This is a genomic window from Xylanibacter ruminicola Ga6B6, from assembly GCF_000687715.1.
Classification (GTDB): Bacteria; Bacteroidota; Bacteroidia; order Bacteroidales; family Bacteroidaceae; genus Prevotella; species Prevotella ruminicola_B.
Map to the genome: position 1 here is coordinate 37,645 of NZ_JHXD01000001.1, position 21,112 is coordinate 58,756.

Annotated in this window: 14 protein-coding genes; 2 read left to right on the forward strand and 12 right to left on the reverse strand. The window is 45.5% G+C overall.

Annotated elements, in window-relative coordinates:
- Window positions 1-16: 16 nt before the first annotated feature.
- The 4 genes from T500_RS0100175 to T500_RS0100190 form a co-directional block, all read right to left on the reverse strand.
- Window positions 17-901 (reverse strand): hypothetical protein, encoded by an 885-nt coding sequence (locus T500_RS0100175; RefSeq protein ID WP_028906428.1) that lies wholly within the window; start codon window positions 899-901, stop codon window positions 17-19.
- Window positions 902-913: 12 nt separating this feature from the next.
- Complete coding sequence (locus T500_RS14780) at window positions 914-1,360, reverse strand: DUF6108 family protein (protein WP_155267372.1); 447 nt, start codon at window positions 1,358-1,360, stop codon at window positions 914-916.
- Between the two features lie 5 nt (window positions 1,361-1,365).
- On the reverse strand, window positions 1,366-2,043 hold the full coding sequence (locus T500_RS14785; RefSeq protein WP_051611791.1) for an RNA polymerase sigma factor: 678 nt from the start codon (window positions 2,041-2,043) through the stop codon (window positions 1,366-1,368).
- A 74-nt stretch (window positions 2,044-2,117) separates the two neighbouring features.
- Window positions 2,118-2,648 (reverse strand): RNA methyltransferase, encoded by a 531-nt coding sequence (locus T500_RS0100190; protein WP_028906429.1) that lies wholly within the window; start codon window positions 2,646-2,648, stop codon window positions 2,118-2,120.
- 411 nt (window positions 2,649-3,059) lie between these two features.
- Between T500_RS0100190 and nadA the strand changes: the two genes are divergently transcribed.
- Window positions 3,060-4,007: a quinolinate synthase NadA gene (gene nadA, locus T500_RS0100195; protein WP_028906430.1), complete on the forward strand. Its 948-nt coding sequence runs from the start codon at window positions 3,060-3,062 to the stop codon at window positions 4,005-4,007.
- Between the two features lie 18 nt (window positions 4,008-4,025).
- Here the strand turns inward: nadA and T500_RS0100200 are convergent, their stop codons facing one another.
- The 4 genes from T500_RS0100200 to T500_RS0100215 all read right to left on the reverse strand — a co-directional run bounded on the left by T500_RS0100200 (window position 4,026) and on the right by T500_RS0100215 (window position 11,354).
- Window positions 4,026-5,930: a two-component regulator propeller domain-containing protein gene (locus T500_RS0100200; RefSeq protein WP_028906431.1), complete on the reverse strand. Its 1,905-nt coding sequence runs from the start codon at window positions 5,928-5,930 to the stop codon at window positions 4,026-4,028.
- Between the two features lie 3 nt (window positions 5,931-5,933).
- Window positions 5,934-7,451 (reverse strand): non-canonical purine NTP diphosphatase, encoded by a 1,518-nt coding sequence (locus T500_RS17380; protein WP_080694729.1) that lies wholly within the window; start codon window positions 7,449-7,451, stop codon window positions 5,934-5,936.
- Complete coding sequence (gene leuS / locus T500_RS0100210) at window positions 7,451-10,273, reverse strand: leucine--tRNA ligase (RefSeq protein WP_028906432.1); 2,823 nt, start codon at window positions 10,271-10,273, stop codon at window positions 7,451-7,453. The genes T500_RS17380 and leuS overlap by 1 nt, the downstream gene beginning before the upstream one ends.
- A gap of 100 nt (window positions 10,274-10,373) precedes the next feature.
- Window positions 10,374-11,354, reverse strand: a complete 981-nt coding sequence (locus T500_RS0100215; protein ID WP_028906433.1) for a DUF3667 domain-containing protein — start codon at window positions 11,352-11,354, stop codon at window positions 10,374-10,376.
- A 165-nt stretch (window positions 11,355-11,519) separates the two neighbouring features.
- On the opposite strand from T500_RS0100215, the gene T500_RS0100220 reads away from it, so the two are divergent.
- Window positions 11,520-13,016, forward strand: coding sequence for an L-fucose/L-arabinose isomerase family protein (locus tag T500_RS0100220; RefSeq protein WP_028906434.1), 1,497 nt, complete (start codon window positions 11,520-11,522; stop codon window positions 13,014-13,016).
- Between the two features lie 574 nt (window positions 13,017-13,590).
- Here T500_RS0100220 and T500_RS14795 read toward each other — a convergent pair.
- Genes T500_RS14795 through T500_RS0100240 form a run of 4 tightly spaced genes read right to left on the reverse strand, consistent with a single transcriptional unit; the run spans window position 13,591 to window position 21,087 of the window.
- Window positions 13,591-14,955 (reverse strand): hypothetical protein, encoded by a 1,365-nt coding sequence (locus tag T500_RS14795; protein WP_155267373.1) that lies wholly within the window; start codon window positions 14,953-14,955, stop codon window positions 13,591-13,593.
- A 24-nt stretch (window positions 14,956-14,979) separates the two neighbouring features.
- Window positions 14,980-16,722: a SusD/RagB family nutrient-binding outer membrane lipoprotein gene (locus T500_RS0100230; protein WP_028906435.1), complete on the reverse strand. Its 1,743-nt coding sequence runs from the start codon at window positions 16,720-16,722 to the stop codon at window positions 14,980-14,982.
- 15 nt (window positions 16,723-16,737) lie between these two features.
- Window positions 16,738-19,917, reverse strand: a complete 3,180-nt coding sequence (locus T500_RS0100235) for a SusC/RagA family TonB-linked outer membrane protein (protein WP_196243440.1) — start codon at window positions 19,915-19,917, stop codon at window positions 16,738-16,740.
- Between the two features lie 36 nt (window positions 19,918-19,953).
- Window positions 19,954-21,087 (reverse strand): glycoside hydrolase family 5 protein, encoded by a 1,134-nt coding sequence (locus T500_RS0100240; RefSeq protein WP_196243447.1) that lies wholly within the window; start codon window positions 21,085-21,087, stop codon window positions 19,954-19,956.
- Window positions 21,088-21,112: the final 25 nt, after the last annotated feature.

The following is a 21,112-nucleotide window of genomic DNA, read 5'->3' on the forward strand; positions in this document are numbered from 1 at the left end:
TATTACCTAAACAGCATCAGAAATATACGCCAAACGATACGGGGTGGAAATTAATACCATCGCCATAGGTAGAATTCAAAATTGTCATTGGTGAGTATTTGGCATAGATGCTAATCCAGTTATGGATACTTACCTCGCCCATGATATCCACTGTGATAGGACGCTGGTGAATCTGCTTATATACATCCTTGTGTTTATTGCCATCAGCATCGCGATATTTATTCTTAATGCTGGCATAGGTATTGAAATTGATGACAGGACCTAAGCCAAAAGTTGTTTTCTTGGTACGATACTTCCACATCACAGGAATCTGCAGACTGAACACCTTTATACGCGAGAAATCGGCCTCATAGCCTGCAGGATAGTTCTGCTCTGACAGCATACCATCATTGGCTTTGTAAAAATACTGACGACCATCGATACGAAAATTACGCCAATCAACACCAAAGCCTATTGAGAATCCATTGTGCTGTCCGTACTTAAATTTCTCCCACTCCATAATGGTCCACATGATTTCCCATGAGCTGCCTACCGACTGTGAACTGTTGTATTTTGCATTTGCACCATAAGTAAGACCAACAGCTAAACGCATACTGGCATTATTAGTTTTTAATGGATAACCTGTACCTCTGCTATGTTTCTTTACAAAATCAAAGTTCCAGGTATCTTTATTAATACTGGTCTCGCTCACATAGTTAGAGTCAACCAACAGAATTTTACTTTCGTAGGTGTACTTACCATCATTCTCACGTCCGTAAACTTTTACTTTCTGGATTGAATCACCAGTGATGATACGTACCTTCTGAGGTTTAAGAATGGTCAGGGTGTCGTTATCTGCAACTGTAGTTGCATTTACTGTGGCCGAAACAGCCAAGAGGAAAAGAATAAATAGCTTTTTCATATCGTTATATCTTTATTTAATTAATTCTCGTAATGTATCCAGCGAATTAAGCGTACCTTCCATATAGATAACCGTAACCTCCTCGTTATTTCGTTTATAGCATAGAAAACGGTTGTGGTTGCCCTCTTTGGACAGTTGTAGCATCAAGGTTTCCTTTGAACGACTCTTGGTACTTGAGTAGTTATCAGAATAGATATTGCTAGGATACTTTTTCTTATCCAGTTCTATCAGATCGTGCACACGAGCTATCTCCTGCTTAGTGTTGGCATTGAAACGCACACTACGGAAGAGAGTGAGCTGATATTTGGAGAGCATCTTTCCTTTTACCCTCGTTTCTACCATTCGCTGCTGGGGGATGATTTTCCCCTCGAAGAGTGGTGCTATGTGCAGTCCACTCTGCGCCTCGACGGAGATCAGCATCGAAAAACACGCTGTGATAATCATCAATACTCGTTTCATATCTCTTAATTGCTAAATAAATCGTTCAACTGTTGTTCTATCTCATTCTGAGTATTATCCTCAGTCATTTCGCCCATCGTTCTCTTCATCTCAGCCAAAACAGTCTGCTGGTCGGTATATTTCTTACCATATACATAAGCCACACATTCATCGCTGCTTTCTACTTTCAGCACATGAACTGTTACCATCGATATGCCTATCAGTAACGATGCGGCTGCGAATATAGCTATCAAGCGTTTACGTACCATCGATCTGGCTCTACTCAGCGTTTTACGCACAGCCACCTCGGTTGAGCCAAGCACGATAGCAATCTCCTTGGTTTTCATACCTTGTAGATGATGCATACGCAGAATGGTTCGCTGTGTAGAAGGAAGTGTGTCGATAACGCGTAGCATCTGTTCTATCTGCTCGCCATCATCGCTCAGATCATCTTCGCAAGATAATTGGGTGATATCTACTGTGGGATGCTTTCTGCGCAGACAATCGATACATAGGTTGCGAGTAACCATGCAGGCAAAAGCTGAAATAGGCGATTTCAATTGTTCGCGCATCAGCCAGAGCTTCACCATCGTATCCTGTACGATGTCCTCAGCCTCATCAGTAGTGCCCAGATATTTCTGAGCCACACTGATTAATTGAAGCCTAAGCCCTTCTGCCTGTTGTTTAAACTCGTCAGTTGTCATTCTTTTTCTTTGTTGCTTTTATCATTAATACGCAGAAAGTTTAGAAATGTGACATCAAAGCAACAACTTTTTTACTAAAGAATGATATTTTTTGCAAAATGCCAGATGATGATGCCACCTGTTACTGATACATTCATGGAGTGTTTGGTACCAAACTGAGGTATTTCTAAACAACCATCCGAAGCATCGATGACTTCCTGATGAACACCTTTTACCTCGTTGCCTAACACCACAGCATACTTCTTATTATTAATAGGTGTAAAGTTCTGAAGCATGGTTGAACCATGAGCTTGTTCAACAGAATAAACTTCATAGCCTTCAGCCTTTAATGTCTCAACTGCCTCAAGTGCCGTATCGAAGTATTTCCATGTTACACTATCCTCGGCGCCAAGAGCTGTTTTATGAATCTCGGCCATAGGTGGTGTACTGGTAATACCACAAAGATAAACGGCCTCGATACGGAAAGCATCACCCGTACGGAAAACACTACCCACATTATGCATTGATCGCACATCATCTAACACCACAATGAGTGGCAACTTGTCTGCCTGCTTAAACTCGTCAACAGTCAGACGCTCCATTTCTATTGTACGTAATTTCTTCATTCTGCCTGCAAAGTTACTACATAGAAAACAAACTACCAAATAATTGTGGAAAAACCTGTTGATAAGTGTGTGGATAACCATGTTAATAACTTGTTAATTATACCCTCCACCCTTACATTTGAGGATATCCACAGGTTTATTACGTATATTTTCGCAAGTTTTCCACACTTTTATGCCGAAATAAATAATAAACTTATTAATTTTGCACCGAAATTGGAAATTGTGGATAAGTATGCTTAGTGGTTCATTATCAGACAGAAAGAATTAACAGTAATGGTTAATAAGTGATTTTTTGTAGTTAATAGTCAATTATACAATAAAAACGCTAAAAAGTTATCAAGATATTCACGGCATATCATACTACTTATTCTATTTTTAAGAAATAAATAAAAAAAGAAATATAAAAATAATATGGTGTTGACAACAAAGGAGCTGAAAGCTGAGATTCGTAAGATGTGTGAGGAGAAGGATGCCATTATCCTGGCTCACTATTATACGATTGGTGATATTCAGGATATCGCCGATTTTGTAGGTGACTCGTTGGCTTTGGCGCGTAAGGCAGCAGAGACTGATGCGAAAGTAATGGTTATGTGTGGTGTGCACTTTATGGCCGAAACCTGTAAGCTGCTATCGCCCGATAAGATTGTGCTTTGTCCTGATCTGGCAGCTGGATGTTCGCTGGCCGACAGTTGTAAGGCCGAAGACCTGAAGAAGTTTAAGGATGAGCATCCTGGTTATCAGGTTATAAGTTATGTAAATACCACAGCAGCTGTTAAAGCATTAACTGATGTGGTAGTAACCAGTGGAAATGCTAAGAAGGTAGTTGATCAGTTACCAAAGGATGCTAAGCTGATATTTGGTCCAGACTATAATCTTGGAAACTATATCAATGAGGTAACAGGTCGACAGATGTTGCTTTGGAATGGTGGTTGCCATGTGCACGAGCGTTTCTCAGTATCTAAGATTCTGGAACTTAAGAAGCAATATCCCGATGCAGTAGTGATGGCACACTTGGAGTGCAAGGCACCTGTATTGGCTGTGGCCGAAGTAAAGGGAAGTACAGCTACGATGCTGAACTATGCCCAGCAGAGCGATAAAAAGCAGTTTATTGTGGCTACAGAGGCTGGTATTCTGCACGAGATGCAACGTACTTGTCCTGATAAGGAATTTATCCCTGTGCCTCCAGAAATAAGCGAGAGTGGCTTAGAATGCAGTTGTAATGAGTGTAATTACATGAAATTGAATACACTCGAAAAGGTTTATAACTGTTTAAAGACTATGAGCCCTCAGATTGAGGTTGATCCTGAGATAGCTAAAGAAGCTGTTAAGCCAATTAATAGAATGCTGGAGTTGAGTTAATTAACTCCAGTATTTTTTTTAATTGATAACGGCTATTTTACAAACGGTACCTTTCTTACCATCCGATGTAGCTGTTATCACCATATAAACACCGCTTGCTACGCGTTTTCCTTGCTTGTTACAGCAGTCCCAGTTAAACATACCGCCATTACTACGTCCTTCGGCTACAATGGCGCCTGTAGCTGTTGTAATCTTCACATCAGCATCGTAGCTTAAACCTGTGATAGTAACCAAGCCTGTAAAATCGGGTGTAACAGGGTTTGGATAAACTATCACGTTATCTTTAGTCATCTGCTCGTTTGGTTCTACTGCATTACTCTGGTACGAACATAAGCCGTTATCCGATAAGAAGAATACTTCACCAGATTGGTGGTTGATAGCGATAGATGAGATGTTGTTATACAGCAGCTTTGAATTATTGGTAGTAAAGCTCTGTTCCTGCATCAAATTATCTGACGAAATTAGAAAAACACCAGCGCTTTCGGTACCAAACCATTTACGATTTCCACCATCTATAGCTATACTGCTGATGCTAATACCATTCAATAAATAGTCAGCAAAATTCGTACCGTCGTTACGTGGAACTTTAACCTGATAGAAGGTTACTGATGACTGTCCAATCTCTGACTTCTGAATCATAAACGGGCCAACATCTGTACCTATCCATATATTACCTTCTTTATCTTCGGTAATGCAGTTGGTATGGTAGATAGTGTATTTGGTATCGTCTTGGTTCACAATCTGGTCGTATTTCAGCATCACATCCTGATTGGTATCGTAGCAGAATACTGATGGATTCTCCCAAAAATTATTTGTAAACCAAAGCAGTCCACGACTATCAAACATCATATTTGATAGTCCTGATACTGTTATGCCATTCTCATCGGTAAGTTCTTTATGGTGATGATTTATCCATTGATGATCTGATGTAAGTTCCAGTAAGCTTACTCCGTTAGCTAAACTGTTAAGCACCCAAAGATGGCCTTGGGCATCGAACTTAATACCTAATATTAACAGGTAATCGTTATCAAGCTGATTACCTCTGTCTAAGGCTGCCATCAAAGGACTATTATCCTTATTATAATAGGTAATAAGCTTGCCGTTCTTAAATTCGTAGAGTCCGCATCTACCTCCAGCAAACACATGTTCTGGGTCGTTAGGGTCGGCATCAATACAGCAGATATCCACATAAGCATAACCTGTTATCTCGTTTATCTGCTCCTGATACAGCTTCCAGTTGTTACCATCATACACCTGAATGGTGCCAGGAAGTTCATTATCGGGCATTGCAGGCAGGAAATAACCACCTGTGGTATATAGCTTGCCATTAATGAATTTCGACTGGTAGAAGCGGTTATAAGCCGGTCCTCCTGGGTTGAGGGTTGATACGGTAGCGATATACTTATCGTAATCATCCTGATAAGGTTGTAGATCGTGTGGATAATCGGGATGATTCTTGGTATAAGTATCCGATATCTCAGCCTTCAACATGTTTACTTTAATAATAGCGAAGCTGGTGGTGAGATAAGCATACACATCATCGATAGAGACAGCTGTTACTGTTTTATCCTCGGTTATCGATTTGGTATAGAGAGCTGAAATATTAATAATGTCGCCATCGGGTTCTATCAAGTCGATATTCGAGTTTTCGTAAACGGCTATCAATCGCTTGGCTTTTTGGTTCCAGGCTATATGAGTGATGCGGGTATCACTTAACCCGTTTACTTTATCGTAGGTAGTGATACTCGCATCATCAATATTATACAGGTAAAGATCGTTCGATGCCAGCACAAACAGCTCGTTGTTAGCCTTGCATATCTGCTGAACATCATGGTAGGCCAGATAGTTGCGCCATGTACCTATTTGCGCTGTTGCCAAGTAGCAATAGCATACTGTAAATACGATGGCAAGCAACCTCTTCATACACTACCTTTTTAATAGATAATCGGCCAGTTTCTGCACGGCTTTGGCGCGATGACTGATGTTATTCTTAATACCCGTACCCAGCTCGGCAAATGTTTTGTTATAACCTTCTGGCATAAAGATAGGATCGTATCCAAAACCTTCGCCACCTCGTTTGCCTTCGGTGATAACACCGTTTACAATACCATCAAAGGTGGTTACCTTTCCATCGATGATGAGGGCGATAACTGTGCGGAATCGGGCTTTACGATTATCGTTGTTCTCGAGTTCGGAGAGCAGCTTTTTCATATTTGCCTCAGAGTCGTGGCCTACGCCGCCGGCATATCTGGCGCTGTATACACCAGGTGCACCTCCAAGTGCATCAACCTCCAAGCCCGTATCGTCGGCAAAGCAGTTAACATGATACTTATCGTAAACCCACTGAGCTTTTATCAGGGCATTATCCTTCAGTGTCTGACCTTTTTCAGGGATGTCGTCGTGACAGCCTATCTCGCCAAGCGACAGTACTTCGAACTTGTTACCAAGAATCTTTCTAACCTCGCTGAGTTTATTCAGATTATTGGTGGCAAATACTATTTTCATCTTTTTCTTTTCTTCGATATTCTTGATTTTTACTTTCATCTCATCGAATCCCTCGCCATATACACCGATTACGCTCGACTGTGATACAAAGGCGTTGGGGTCTATCATCTTGATGAGTCGGAACATGTTTACACTCTCGTTCTTCTTGGCCAGGATGCAGAGCACTTTCATCTGTTTACCAGTGTACCATCCATGACCATCAAGAATAGTCACACCATGATTCATCTGGGTGCCGATAGCGTTGGCTATCTCTTGCCATTTGCGAGAGAATATAAAGAACTGTACCGACTGCCTGCGGGCATTCATGACATAGTCGAGTACGTAGTTCTCCATGGCCATCACACAGAAACCGAACATCACCTTATGAGCACGCTCCAGATAGGTGCCGAACTGTGGGAAGAACATACAAGAACCGATAATACAGAAGTCGGCTGCTATCAGTACAGAGCCCAAAGACACGTTGTGATACTTGTTGACTGATGCTGCGATGATATCCGTGCCACCAGTTGAACCGTTATGCAAGAATACGGTGGCCAGGGCGATACCTGTGATAACACAGCCGATGATCATCGACATGAAATCCTGTCCTTCACCCATGAGCTTGAATGGCAAGCCATTATCCTGCTTTGGGATGATGTCTTGCGCAAATCGCAGCATGAAGTAAAGCGTAAAAATGGCAAAAATGGTCTTCATCAGGAACTTATAGCCTAATATCTTCAGGGCTACCAACAGCAGAATGCCGTTGATAATGATATAGGTATTCTCCAGATGGAAACCTGTAGCGTAGTAAATAATAGCTGATAAACCAGTTACACCTCCAGCAACAATCTGATAGGGCATCAGGAATACTGTGAAGGCGATGGTATAGAGAAAAAGGCCAAGGGCTATAAACATATAGTCCTTGACCTCATTCCAAATAATCTTATGATCGATAGTCATTATTTCTTTAAAACAATGTTCACCATACGCTTAGGGACGATGATAACCTTTGCTATCTGGAAACCTTCGATATACTTCTTGGCACGCTCATCGGCCAGTACAGCCTCCTCGATGGTCTTATTGTCGGCGTCAGCAGGGAATGTCATATCAAAGCGAGTCTTACCGTTAAAGGCAACACCAAGCTTGGCCTCGCTCTCAACCAGATATTTCTCTTCCCACTTTGGCCACTGTGAGTCGCATACACTACCCTGCTCACCCAGCATCTCCCAAAGCTCTTCGGCCATATGGGGTGCAAATGGAGCAATCAGTATAACAAGAGTCTTCAGCATCTCCTTGTTCTTACACTTCTGCTGGCCCAGCTCGTTCACGCAAATCATGAAGGCCGAGATAGATGTGTTATAGCTGAATGTCTCGATATCGGTAGATACTTTCTTGATAAGTTTGTGTACGCTCTTCAGGTTCTCGGGTGTAGCAGCGCCCTCGTCGAATCCATTCTGGAAGAGGTTCCAGAACTTCTTCAGGAAGCGGTGACAGCCATCGATACCGTTGGTATCCCAAGGCTTACTCTGCTCAACAGGACCCAGGAACATTTCGTAAAGACGCAGGGTGTCGGCACCATACTTCTCTACAATCATATCGGGATTAACCACATTGAACATCGACTTCGACATCTTCTCGATAGCCCAACCACAGATGTATTTGCCATCTTCGAGGATGAACTCAGCATTGTTATAATCTGGGCGCCAAGCCTTAAAGGCCTCAATGTCCAGAATATCAGCCGCTACGATGTTTACATCTACGTGGATAGGAGTGGTTTCCTTATAGTTACCTCTCAGGTTCAAGCTTACAAACTTACCCTTATCGGCACCCTCGTCCTCAATACGATATACGAAGTTAGAACGACCCTGAATCATACCCTGGTTAACCAGCTTCTTGAATGGCTCGTCCTCGCAGCTGTAACCTGAATCGAAGAGGAACTTGTTCCAGAAACGTGAGTAAATCAGGTGACCTGTAGCGTGCTCGGTACCACCTACGTACAGATCTACGTTACGCCAGTACTCATCGGCATCCTTGCTAACAAGCGCCTGCTCGTTCTTGGGGTCCATATAGCGCAGATAGTAGGCTGATGAACCTGCGAAACCAGGCATGGTGTTCAGCTCGAGTGGGAATACGGTCTTGTTGTCGATCTCGTCCTTTGATACCACCTTGTCGGTCTTAGTATCCCAAGCCCACATCTTAGCACGTCCCAATGGTGGCTCACCAGTCTCGGTTGGCTTGTACTCATCAATTTCAGGCAACTCGAGAGGCAGACATTCCTTGGGAATCATGTAAGGCATGTCGTCCTTATAGTAAACAGGGAATGGCTCACCCCAGTAGCGCTGACGTGAGAAGATGGCATCGCGCAAACGGTAGTTAACCTTTACACGACCCAAGCCCTGCTCGGTAACATATTTCTTGGTGGCAGCGATGGCCTCCTTAACAGTCAAGCCATTCAAGCTGAACTTAGCTGATGACGAGTTGCAAACAATACCCTCCTTGGCATCGTAGCTCTCCTCGCTTACGTCAGCACCCTCGATCAGTGGGATGATGGGCAGATTGAAGTGCTTGGCAAAGGCGTAGTCGCGACTATCGTGAGCAGGTACAGCCATGATGGCACCTGTACCATAGCCTGCCAGTACATATTCTGAAATCCAGATGGGGATCTTTTCGTCGGTAAATGGATTGATGGCGTAGCTACCCGAGAACACACCTGTTACCTTGTGGTCCATCTGGCGCTCACGCTCTGTGCGCTTCTTTACATAAGCCAGATACTCATCTACTGCAGCCTTCTGGTCGGCGGTTGTCAGCTCGGCTACGAGATCTGATTCAGGAGCCAGCACCATGAAGGTTACACCAAACATCGTATCGGCACGAGTGGTAAAGATGGTAAAGTGCTTGTCGCTGTCGGCAACGTTAAATTCAACCTCGGTACCCTCTGAACGTCCAATCCAGTTGCGCTGAGTTTCTTTCAGCGAGTCGGTCCAGTCGATAGTATCAAGTCCGTCAAGCAGTCGCTGTGCGTAAGCCGATACACGCAGACACCACTGGCGCATCTTCTTCTGCTCTACAGGATAACCACCACGTTCTGATACACCGTTAATCACCTCGTCGTTGGCCAATACGGTACCAAGTGCAGGACACCAGTTAACCATTGTCTCGGCCAGATAGGCTATACGGTAGTTCATCAGTACCTCCTGCTTTTTCTTCTCCGAGAAGGCGTTCCACTCGGCAGCAGTAAAGTGCAGCTCCTCTGTACCAAGGGCATTACAGTTCTCTGTACCCATCAGCTCAAAGTGCTCAATCAGCTTGATGGTTGGCTGTGCCTTGTGCGATGAAGTGCTGAAGTAGCTCTTGAACATGCGCTGGAAAGCCCACTGAGTCCACTTATAGTAGATAGGATCACAAGTACGAACCTCGCGCTCCCAGTCGAAACTGAAACCGATTTTATCCAGTTGCGAGCGGTAACGGTTAATGTTCTCGAAAGTGGTCTTCTCAGGGTGCTGACCGGTCTGGATAGCGTACTGCTCGGCGGGCAGTCCGTAAGCATCGTAACCCATGGGGTTCAGTACGTTATATCCCTGCTGACGCTTGTAGCGGGCATAGATATCACTGGCGATATAGCCAAGTGGGTGACCTACGTGCAAACCTGCTCCTGATGGGTAGGGGAACATGTTCAGTACATAGAATTTCTTCTTGTTCTTGTCTTCCACCACACGATAGGTTCCATTCTCAACCCATCGCTTCTGCCATTTCTGTTCGATGTCTCTGAAATTGTAATCCATTGTATCTTTTAATTTTAATTGTTTCCGTACATAATAAATACGGGTGCAAAGATACAAATTAGTAAGCAGAACACCAAATTTAAAAGCCAAAAATTATATACTACAATATATATAGAACGTATAGGAATGCCAAAGCAGCAAAAATACCTGCCAATAAGATAGCCATCAAAAACAATAGCACAAATGATAGTGCAACCTTAAAGAATGTCTTGATATAGCTGTAACCATATAGCTGTTTCAGGGGTACGATGCTCGCGGCGCCAGCTACTATACTCATTAAGACGTTTCCAGGAGAGAAAAAGTCTCCAACAATACTGATGAGTGTCATTAAATTTGTGATGTAAACCATCGAGACAAAGAACTCAGAGTAGTGTATGTCTGGAATTTTTTTATTGTGGCGGAAAAGAAGGTACATTGGGGCCGACAAAACGAGTAGTAAAAGGAACTGAGAAGCTGTCTGGTTGTCTGTGATCCAATGGAAAAACTTCTGGAGAGTTTCTGCGAATTTCAAACCGAAATATTTCCCATTCACTTTTATGGAATTGCCATCTTCGCCTTTCTCGATAGCTAATTTTTTTTCGTTAATTTGTATGGTGTCAGGTGGAGCGGCTTCGCTCATGTTGTCGGCCATTTTGTCAAGGTTGCTGGATGTTTCGTCAAGGTTTTGCGTAATTACTTCCTTGCTCTGACTGATGACATTCTCCATCCTGATATTCAGGCCCGACTGTACAAGTACCAATAAGGCTATGGACAGGAAGAACATCTTGAACGGAGGGAAATACGCCATCTGCATGCCACTCAGATAGTCGCGAATCATGTAACCTGGACGCAACAGCAAGTCGCGAATGGTTCGGAACATACCTCGGTTGCCTAATCCCCACACATCAAGAAACAGCAGAAAAGCCGACTTGAACGAGTAGCGACCGATGGCAGCTTTCTGTCCGCATCTGGGGCAGTAGTTGCCATGAAACTCTGTGCCGCAAGTGGCACAAACATGCTTCTCGGCCGATAGCTTCACCACCTCGTGAGGCTTTATCTGCCAAGCCTTAAAACTTTCGTATTTGTCTCTTAACTGTTCCATTGCGTTTGCAAAGATAACAAAAATATATTTTAAATGTATCATCCTTATATTATAAATGTATCATCGGCTGTTATTTTTTCTAAAATTCTTTGTGATTTCGGGATTAAGTTATAACTTTGTGGCTTGAAACGAAAATCATTACTTTATTAACAAACTCATTTTAATATGAACAACGTACCTAAAATTAAAGTTGGAATCGTCGCTGTATCTCGCGACTGTTTTCCTGAGTCATTAGCTGTTAACCGTCGTAAGGCTGTTATCGCTGCGTATGAGAAGAAATTCGGTAAGGATGGCATCTACGAGTGCCCTATCTGCATTGTTGAGAGCGAAATCCACATGCAGCAGGCCCTCGAGGATATCAATAAGGCAGGATGTAATGCACTCTGTGTATATCTTGGTAACTTCGGTCCTGAGATTTCTGAGACCATGCTGGCTAAGTATTTCAATGGCCCAGCTATGTTCTGTGCTGCTGCCGAGGAAACTCAGAACGACCTGATTGATGGTCGTGGTGATGCTTACTGTGGTATGCTGAATGCCAGCCACGCTCTGTCTCTGCGTAAGACTCGTGCTTATATCCCAGAGGAGCCAGTTGGTGATGCTGACCACTGCGCTGAGCTCATCCACGAGTTCCTGCCCATCGCTCGCGCTATCGTTGGTCTGCAGAACCTGAAGATTATCAGCTTCGGTCCTCGTCCAAACAACTTCCTGGCTTGTAACGCTCCTATCCGTGCCCTGTATGATCTCGACGTTGAAATCGAGGAGAACTCAGAGCTCGACCTGCTCGAGTCGTTCCAGAAGCATCAGGGCGATCCACGTATCGACGATGTAGTGAAGGATATGGCTAATGAGCTGGGTGCTGGCAACAAGATTCCTTCTGTTCTGCCTAAGCTCGCTCAGTATGAGCTCACTCTGACCGACTGGATCGAGGCTCACAAGGGCTGCCGCCAGTTCGTATCACTCACCACCAAGTGCTGGCCTGCATTCCAGACCATGTTTGGTTTCGTTCCTTGCTACGTAAACAGCCGTCTCACCAGCCGCGGTATCCCCGTTAGCTGCGAGGTTGATATCTACGGAACACTGTCTGAGTTCATCGGTACTTGCATCACAGAGGATGCCGTTACGCTGCTCGATATCAATAACACCGTTCCTAACGATATGTACGAAGAGAGCATCAAGGGCAAGAAGTTCCTGTGCGACGAGTACACAGACAAGGAGATCTTCATGGGCTTCCACTGTGGTAACACCGCTTCTTCTAAGGTTTGCAACTGCAGCATGTGCTTCCAGCGCATCATGGCACGCGCTCTGCCTGTAGAGGTAACAAACGGTACTCTCGAGGGCGACATCAAGCCAGGCAAAGCTACTATCTATCGTCTGCAGAGCACAGCCGACACCAAGCTCCGCGCTTACATCGCTCAGGGTGAGGTTATTCCTGTAGCTACACGCTCATTCGGTTCTATCGGTATCTTCGGTGTTAAGAACATGAGCCGCTTCTATCGTCACGTGCTCATCGAGAAGCACTACCCACACCACTGCGCTGTGATGTTCGATCACGCTGGTAAGTACCTGTGGGAGGTTCTCAAGTACATGGGCATCCCCGTTGAGGAGATCGACTACAACTTCCCCAAGGGCGATTTCTACCCAACAGAGAATCCATTCGCTTAAGTCGAATTCATTCCCTAAATACCAAGCCGCAGCCCATTTCCGGGTTGCGGCTTATTTTATATCGGCAAGAAAGTTCCAGTACTTCCTTTGGAGGACTCGAGTACTTTAGTAAGCGTACTGCAGTACTTCCTAAGGCGTACTGCAGTCTTCTCTAATAAGTACTCTTGCCAACATTAATGGTGGCATGATTTTTTTTGCAAAAACCTCTCAACCTCTCACTCAATACGCTTGAAGCCCTTATATACAAAGCATTTCAGCCACATGAGAGGTTGCTCCAACCTCTCACCTAACCTCTCACTCAACCTCCCCCTATAACCAATTCCTGCATACGTATATCTCTGATAAAAAAGTGAGAGGTATAGTGAGAGGTACAGTGAGGGGTTTGCTAAACCTCTCATCCTCCTCTATCCCCAGTATTTATGCATGTTTCAGAAGATTTGAGTGAGAGGTTGAGAGATTTCGCAATTATCACCTTAAAATAAGTTGTGATATAATGGTTATACAAAAATGAGGGCTGGTATCCGTGTGGAGGAATACCAGCCCTTGATGTTTCATGGTAGTATAGATGTTTTATTTACTTCGAAAATGTGACCTTGGTGAGCTTGTAACCGTAACCTACGAGGAGCATTCCGCCACGCTCATCTACAATAGCCTTGTTGGCTTTGGTGTAGGTAAAGTCGTATGGGTTAGCGGTGTCGGCTGTGACGTCGAACTGGGCTACAATCTGGTCCTCGGCATTATCGCCCCACCAAGGTGTGGTGATACGCATGGCGTGATAGCCCTCAGGCATATCGGCCATCTGGTAGTAAACATGCACGGTAGCGCCAACAGGCACAGCAGCCATATCGTCGGCCGAGATGTTTACGTTTGCATCGCCCCAGTTAATCTCTATGCCGCCTTCCCAAAGGGTGGTCTCGGCAGGAGCTACATTCTCTACAGCAATCACCTTGGTAAGCTTGTAACCATAACCTACGATGAGCATACCACCACGCTCGTCGACGATTGCCTTGTTGGCAGCGGTGTAGGTGAACTCGAATGGGTTTGGTGTGTCGGCTGTGAGGTCGAACTGAGCAACAATCTGATCCTCGGCATTATCGCCCCACCAAGGTGTGGTGATACGCAAAGCGTGATAGCCATCAGGCATATCGGCCATTTCGTAAACCAAACGGATGGTAGCGCCTACAGGCACATTAGCCATATCGGCAGTTGAGACAGTAACGTTTGCATCGCCCCAGTTAATCTCGGTGCTGCCCTCCCAGAGTACGGTCTCCTTTACGCCTGGATCAACATATTCTGTGTTGCTAACTGTGAACACACCGCAACCATAACGTGCGCCATCGGCCTCGATAACAACAGTGTACTCGCCCTCGGCCATGCTGGGAATAGTAAAGGTAAGTTTTCCGTTTGCAAACGATACGTTGCTAGCCTCCTGCTTGCCCACGAACACCTTGGTTACGTTAGCAGCATTGGTGCAATCGATAGTTTTGGTGCTACCGATAGTGAGCCAACGTGATTTGCCGTCGCCGGCCAGTGAGGGATCACCCTCGGCAGGCAGAACAACGAGCTTGCAGGTACGTGAGGTTTCAAGACCCTTAGTGGTAGCTGCTACGATCTTTACGATGTGCTCGCCAGCCAGTACAGGTGTGTCGATAGACAAACCTTCGGCCACCTGCTCATCGTCGATAAGCCAGGTAACGGTGGTGTACTTAACAGGAGTAACCATCACGTCGAACTGGAAGTTCTGGGTGCGCTCAATGGTCATGAGCACGCCAGGCTCGCCACCTTTACCTTCGGGGATATCCGTATTCAGAATACGGGGATAATCGTCCTCGCCAGCCGTGAAGAACGGATCCTCATCAGATGTGCAAGCTGTATTAGCAGACATGCCGCAAACCATGAAGAACATGGCGAGATATTTTGATATATTCTTAGTAATCATAATGCAATTATTTCTTTAAAATTATTACTCGACATTGATATCGCTTGTGTCCCACCAGAGACGCTTGTGCCAATCGTCCTTTCCACCCATGCGCTCGATGGCAGCCTTGTAGTTCTCGCTGTTGTACTGGTTCTCCAGGATGGGGTAACGCAGGCGATTAGGTGTTGACAGATTAGCATCGTCGTAAGTAAAGTCGGGACGGATAGCCAGCTTTGTACGATCGGCCAGTACAGGATAGTCAGAACGACGCAGGTTAGCCCAAGCTTCAGCAGGGTTCATCATGTGCAGGATGTAAGCCTGAGTGTTGATGGCCTCCTTAGCATTGGCAGTAAGCACGCCAGCGTTCATCAAACCATCGATGTAGGCATCGATATCGGCATCGGCAATCTTATCCTTGTTCTGCAGATAGTGGTTGTTCATCCAGGCCATCGAAGCCTTGATACCAGCCTTGAAGTGCTCCTCAACAGTACCGTTGACATTCCATCCCTTGAGCTGTGCCTCGGCCAGTAGGAACTCTACCTCGGCTGAGTTGATGAGTGTACCAGGACATTCGGGCATCTCAAAGTCGATAGAGAGGAATGGACGAATCATACGTGCATTGAAGTTGTTCTGATCGAAACCAGCCTCGGGATACATTTTTACATACTTCTCGAGTGTAGGAATCTCAGAGTTAGCAGGTGCATTTACCCAATCGCTCCACCAGGCAGCACCTGGTACACAAGCGGTATAGGTATCAACCTTGTCGAGATAAGCTCTAACCTCGTCAGTAACATCGATGTTCCACTCACGGTCGGGCTTAATCTCCGAACGGTTGGTGTTGATGTAGTGACGGCAAATGCGATAAAGACGTGGGTCGTTGTTATCCTTTAAGATATTGAAGAATGTGGAGCAGATAAATGTAGGCGAAGTAGGATCCTGACCATACAGAATCTCGCCAAGTGCGTTTACACGGAAATCAAGGTCGCGTGAGCCGTCGTAGAGAGTGAATGGGCTGTCAGTATAGATGATGTAAGCATCATCAGACTCAGAAGCGATATAACCACCATTGGCCGAGAGAGCTTTTTCGAACTCCTGCTGAGCCTTAGTTGGGTTAGCATCGCTAATGCGCATGGCAAAACGCAGGCGCAGGGCATTGGCATACTTACGCCAAGCTGCAGGATCGCCATACAGGCTGGTTACGTCGCCACCAATATTATCGGTGCCAGTACCAAGCTGATCTACACAAGCAGCCAACTCATCGAAGAAGAAGTTATAAATCTCCTCCTGAGTATCGTACTTAGGATTAGAAATACCTTTAACAAAGCCTAAACCAGCCTCGGTACAAGGAATATCGCCATAGGTATCGGTAAGAACCGACATGAGGTAAACACGGTGAATGCGCAGAGCGGCATTGGTGTTTGGCATATCCTCAGAATTTGCAATGGCATCTACAATATTCTTGATAGCCACAGCATAGTACTGGTCCCAAATCAGGCGCATCTGATCGTCCTGTGCATGTACGCTACCAGCATAGTTGCTAACGTTCCATCCACCTGCGAAGTGCTGTGTAAAACCAGTAATGTAGCTACGATAGGTGTCCATCAGTCCGAAGTCGCCATAGGTCTGCAGCAATGCTGTAGTGAGCTGGGCGCTTGGAGCAATCGATGACGCCTTGGTCTCGTCGGTATTGAGCTCCTCCATGTAACTATCGCTGCAAGATGCAGTAGCCAGGAAGGTACAGCCAACCATACCAGCGAAAAGGGTTTTCTTAATATATTTGGTAATCATAATAACTGATACTCATTAAAATTTAACATTAACATTGATACCATAACTGCGGCGTGAGGGCAGTGAACCATACTCTAATCCAAGTCCTGAGGTGTTGTAACCAGAGTCAGGATCGATGTTAGGAATGTTCTTCCATACGATGAATGGGTTACGAGCTACGAACGAAACGTTGAGGCCCTTCACGGTCTTACCCAGCCACTTCTCAGGGAATGTGTAGCCGAAGGTGATTTCGCGGCACTTTACATACGAGTTATCGTAGATAAACATTGAAGGTGCATTCTCGGTAGCAGTCTTCCAGTACGACTCTGGATTAACGGCAATGTCGTTCTGACGGTAGGTACCATCGCCATTGTCGATAACACCAGGAACAATAAGTCCCTCGCACTTGCCGGCAGCACGCCACTCGTCAAGTGTCATATTAGCCTGCTTACGGAGCTCCTCAGAGCGGTACCACTCCTCACGGCCCTCGAGTGTGCCACTGGCTTTACCTGTAGCATAAGCCGAACGCATTGACATTGAGAAGAGATCGGCACCAACCTTAACGTCGAAGCCTGCAGAGAGGCGGAAGTTCTTATAAGTAAAGGTAGAATAGAAACCACCAGTCCAATCCCATGAAGCGTTACCTAGAGTGTGAGTCTGATCATCAACCTCGGGCAGACCGCTCTCGGCATTGATAATTACCTGTCCGTCGGCTGTGCGCTTAAAGTCCTTACCAATAATCGAACCGTAGTTCTTACCAACCTCGGCACCTACGCTAACACCACACCAGGTAGCCTTCTCAAGCTCGAAGTAGTCCATACCATCGATGAGCGACTTAACCTTATTGGTATTCTTTGAGAAGTTTGCACCAGCATCCCATGCGAAATCCTTAATCTGTAGCACGCGACCGTTGAGTGCAATCTCGATACCTTTGTTCTGAATCTCACCAGCGTTGATGAGGCGATAGTTATAACCAGAAGTTGACGAAGAAGCCAGACCGATAATCTGATCCTTTGACAACTGGTTGTAGTAAGTTACATCCAGACCCAGACGGCCCTTGAAGAACTTCATCTCCAATCCCAGCTCAAAGCTGTTGGTGCGGGTTGGCTTCAGGTCCTTGTTAGGCTGGGTGTTATTGTTAATCATACCAATTACGTAACCGCCGTAAGAGTACTTACCTGTGGTGTAGTTCAGTGCCAGCTGATAAGGATCGGTATCGCTACCTACCTGTGCCCACGAAGCACGAATCTTACCATAGTTAATCAGGCTCTTGTTCTTGATGAACTCAGAGAACACTACGCTACCCGAGAACGAAGGATAGATATATACATTATTATTAATAGGCAGAGTAGATGACTTATCGCCACGTACGGTAGCCTCGAGATAGTAGGTGTGCTGATAACCTACGCTTGCCGAACCGAAGATAGAGTTAATCTGCTTCTTGTAAGTATTCTGCTGAATGCTCTGCTCGGCATAGTTCATGATAGCAATGATATCCTTCATCTGCTGGTCGGTACCAGTAAAGATATCAGTCTTATTGTTTACCTTGAAGATGTTACCACCAAGGGTAGCGTTTACATCGAAATCGCCAAACTGGTTGTTATAGAGAGCCAACAGCTCAGCATTCAAAGTGCGGTTTGTGAACTTTTGGTTCTGCAGCTGTCCAGCCTGCTTACCAGGAGTGGTGCGGCAGATGAAGTCCTGGAACGACATGAAGTTCATATCAGTACCGATGGTACCCTGCAACTTCAAGTGGTCAGTGATATTCCAGATGGCCTTACCGGTAAGACGGAAAACATCCTTACCAGTGGTGTTCTCGTTCTTGTACAGATCCCAATAAGGGTTCTTGTTATACTGGTCGTTACCATTCCAGTTGGCATAGTCGCCGTCCTCAGTCTGATAGTGCTTCAGCCAAGCCTGGTTGTAGGTACCAGCCAAAGTCATCAGGTTCTTACCAATATTGCTCTGAGAGTCACCCAGTGCAGGACGGTTCTTAACATCCTCGCGAGTGTAGTTGGCTGTGAAGTCGAGATCAACAGGACCAGCTGAAGTGTTTACACGCAGGTTGAAGTTATCACGACTCATGTGTGTATTAGGCAGAATGTCCTTGTTACGCATATCGGTAACGCTGAAACGAACACCTGTCTTACCTGAGTTAACAGACAGGATAGCTGTGTTCTGTGTAGTCATACCAGTACGGAAGAACTCGCTGGTATTGTTAGGATACATCAGGAATGGGCGCTTTACGTGATCGAAATACTCAATCTCCAGGTCGTCGGCCTTAGCACCCCAGCTTGAGTTGGTGCCCGAAGTAGCTGTGGGGCTGTAAGCACCACTGTAACCCATACCATAAACCTGCTGAATATCGTCCCACTTAGCCAGCTGCTGGTCGAAAGTGAGTGAACCGTTATACTCAACGCTAACCTTATCCTTATCGGCCTTCTTGGTAGTGATCAGAATCACACCATGCGATGCACGGCTACCATAAAGGGCTGAAGCGGCAGGACCTTTCAGTACGGTCATGTTCTCGATATCATCGGGGTTGATAGCTGAGATACCATCACCCAAATCGTATCCGCCCTCAGTGCCTGCGCTACCAAAGTTGGTATTGTCGAGGGGCACACCATCGATAACGTAGAGAGGCTGGTTGTTACCACTGATTTCGGTGTTACCACGCAGCAGTACGCGGGTAGAACCAGAAGCACCACCTGCGGTATTCTGAACTACCAGACCTGCAACCTTACCCGAAAGTGAGTTGATAACATTGGTTTCCTTGGCCTTTGTAAGCTCCTCGCCCTTTACCTCAGAGAGGGCGTAACCCAGAGCCTTACGATCGCGCTTGATACCCAGGGCGGTAACTACAACCTCGTCGAGCAGGGTCTTGTCTTCCTCCATCAGGATCTTCATGCCCTGCTTGGCCTTTACCTGCTTTGTAGCAAAGCCGATGTAGCTGATTTCGAGCATATCACCTGGCTTGCACTTAACCTTAAAGTTACCATCGATATCGGTAACAGTTCCTGCAGAACTACCAACCACCTTAACAGTGGCTCCAATCATTGGGCCATTGGCATCCTCTACGGTACCAGAAATTGTCTGGTCGTCGGGGGCTACAGAAGTAGCATGACCGTTAGTTGTAACGGCACCTGCTGTCAATGGCATCCACATCATGCCTGCAAAAAGCAGACTAAGAAGCGTTTTTGATTTCTTCATGTGCATTGTTTAATTAGTTAAATTATAATTGGAAATTATTTATTATTTCTTGCCATCCAAAATACCTTGAAGCACCCATGGCGCTTTAACCTTCATGCCTGCATTGCGATCGAAAATACCGAAATGCTCAGAACCACTGCCAAAGCTATTATTGTCCCAGATAAAGGTTGAGAAGCCGCGCTTCTTAGCCTCGCTAACCAGGAATTGGCAATAGTAGGTCATGTTTTCGTGAATCAAGTCGGTTTGTCCACTCTTCTGGCGATCGGTAACACCCCACTCGCCTATAACTACTCCTAAACCCTGATTACTCCAGGTGTTAACCACTTTATCGAAAAACTCGCTCATGGTCTTTTCGTCGTTAGGTGAGGCTTCGCCTTTGGTCTTATAAGGCTCACCCCAGAAATTATACTTGCACTCGCCAGCATAATCCCAGGGCGTATAGTAATGGAACTCAACACTCATATAATCGTTGCCATTACCCTCGATATCAGTAGGCACAATGAAATCGCCGTTATAAAGACCGAAGTCGGGGTTGCAAACATACGTTTGTACCAACAGATGACGTTTGGCATTATTGCCACCCGTAGCACGTACCACATCAACAAAAGTTTGATTGTAGGAGTTCTGTACAGCCAGATTCTCAGCTTCGGGCTTACCCCAGTTGTCCTTAATGTGTACTTCATTAGTTCCGGCAAAGGCTACGCGGTAGTCGTAATTGGCAAACTCGCTGGCAATATTCAGCCAAAGCAGAGCTAGCTTCTGGTTGTTCTCGTCTTTGTATTGGTTGGTGGGGCGCCCCTCAAGCCACTTATCGTGGTGTGCATTGATAATCACTTTCAAATCGTTGCTCAAGCACCAGTTTACCACCTCCTTTACACGAGCCAGCCAAGCCTTATCGATACTCATGGCTGTAGGATTAGTGATGTGACACTGCCAACGGATAGGAATACGTACGGCATTAAAACCTGCCTCTTTTACTGCCTTGATGGTTTTCTTGGTTACCACTGGATTACCCCAGGCGGTTTCGGCCTTGATACTGTTATCGGCCATACCGATGGCCATTGATTCACCATCTTGTCCTGGAGCCGAACACTCAAACTGGTTACCCAGGTTCCAACCAACTACATCTTTGTTCCACTCCTTTGCCGTAGGCTGTGCCTTAGCAGGCGCAGCCATTACACAGCAAAGAAAACTACTAACT